A 1,571-nucleotide genomic window follows, 5' to 3' on the forward strand; every position below is an offset into this window, starting at 1 on the left:
TCCAACAGATATGGTAGCATCAAATCGAGAATTACAAGGTCAAATGATACTTCGCCAAGGACTCTGATTGCATTGGATAGCGTGTTCGCTATCGTCACCGATAGGCCGTCCTTGCTGTCCAGCATCGACTCTACCGCGCTGATAATTTGCGCTGACTTTTCCTGGTCATCATCAACGATTAGTATCTTCATTTAGTGACCCGCTACTGTTGTTCGTTGATATCAGTAAGAAGCTTTCGTAGTGGTGATCGCCAGCTATCTCGATCAAATTCATAGAGAAGGCATGCCAAAACATTTACATCGAACTTTGTACGAAGCGATTTTGCTGCAATTGGTAGTGGAATCTCGACGCCATCTAGTTCAATGTCGGGATACTGCGTGACGACAATGAATGGTGACGTATTTTTGAGGCGGCGAGCTAGTCGTAAGACTTCAAGGCCTCCCTGTCCTTGTGGAGAGCCTCCACCGCCCAGCCCTGACATCTCGAAGGTTGGGAGAGACATGTCCAGGACTATTAGTGCGAAAGTTTCGCGATTTACCGCCTTTAGCGCGGAAGTAACAGAGGTTGCGCGAACGACGCTGGATGAAGCGAACTTCTCCTCCAAGACTTTTAATATATCAGTCGCTTTGAATTCATCGTCTTCCACAAGCAGCACGCTCATTGACCGCGTATCCTTGTAACTGTTATTTCGGACGGCAGCCTCAGGGAAAAGATTATCCTTAGGTTCTCTTCGTCGGCGTCGGCCCACAGCGCTACAACGGGCGACCTAACCCGCCTTATTAAGCCGGCTAACTTCATCAAACCGCTAAAGCCTTCTTGGACGGCGGCTTGCGCGATTTCCTGAGCGTCTTTTTTAAATGCAGTGTTTATTCTCGATACATCCGCCTCAAACTGCTCTCTGGTCGAGACTTCTGACGCAATTTCAAGTTGTACAACATTGTTCTTGGGACCTAAAGCGTTCGTGACAACACGAATATGTCCGTCGCGCTTCCCATGTCGTGCAGCATTGCCAAGCAGCACAAAAAGTGCGTCTCCAAATACATCGAAACTACCCCGGTTTAACGAAATATCCTCTGACGCAATGACTTCTTCAGTGAATTTATACTCGTAGTCGAGCTCTCGTACAATTGAAAGAGTAGTAGATATAAGCATTCTGAGACTATATCGATCTCTACGGAATACTGGTCTTATGAACCAGCCGCAGATCTCCTGAATCCGGGCGTCGATGATTTGTTTGCATTCATGTACGAACGGATAGACGATTTCTTTGTCGTCCGATGACGGTAATTGCTCGAATAGCTCGAAAAGTTTTCGCGAGGCAGCTGGAGCAAATTCACGAAGCATATACAGGCGCAACTGAGCAAGGTCTGATTCTAGGCAGTCCCAGCACAAAGAGTATATATCGGGGAAAATGTCATAGCTGCCATTGGATTCTAATACTCTCCCACGGGCCCTGGCGATCATGGCATCCAGATGTTGAATGTTGTTTGGCGTTCGCCACTGCGCTTGGATCAGTCCTTTTGGATGCTCCTGGCTTCGGATCTGAATTACGTCCTTTCGGGCATGATCAA

The 1,571-nt window shown here is 47.6% G+C and carries 3 protein-coding genes; all 3 read right to left on the reverse strand.

What is annotated here, in order from left to right; all coding sequences use genetic code 11:
• Positions 1-191 (reverse strand): response regulator (locus BRAS3809_RS37085; protein WP_035656630.1); only part of this gene is annotated, 191 nt, incomplete at its 3' end.
• Between the two features lie 11 nt (positions 192-202).
• Complete coding sequence (locus tag BRAS3809_RS34935; RefSeq protein ID WP_083839121.1) at positions 203-661, reverse strand: response regulator; 459 nt, start codon at positions 659-661, stop codon at positions 203-205.
• The coding region (locus BRAS3809_RS36660) for a hypothetical protein (RefSeq protein WP_170323298.1) at positions 658-1,571 on the reverse strand (914 nt) is incomplete at its 5' end. The genes BRAS3809_RS36660 and BRAS3809_RS34935, both read right to left, overlap by 4 nt.

The sequence above is a fragment of the Bradyrhizobium sp. STM 3809 genome, assembly GCF_000239795.1.
In the GTDB taxonomy this organism is placed as follows: domain Bacteria; phylum Pseudomonadota; class Alphaproteobacteria; order Rhizobiales; family Xanthobacteraceae; genus Bradyrhizobium.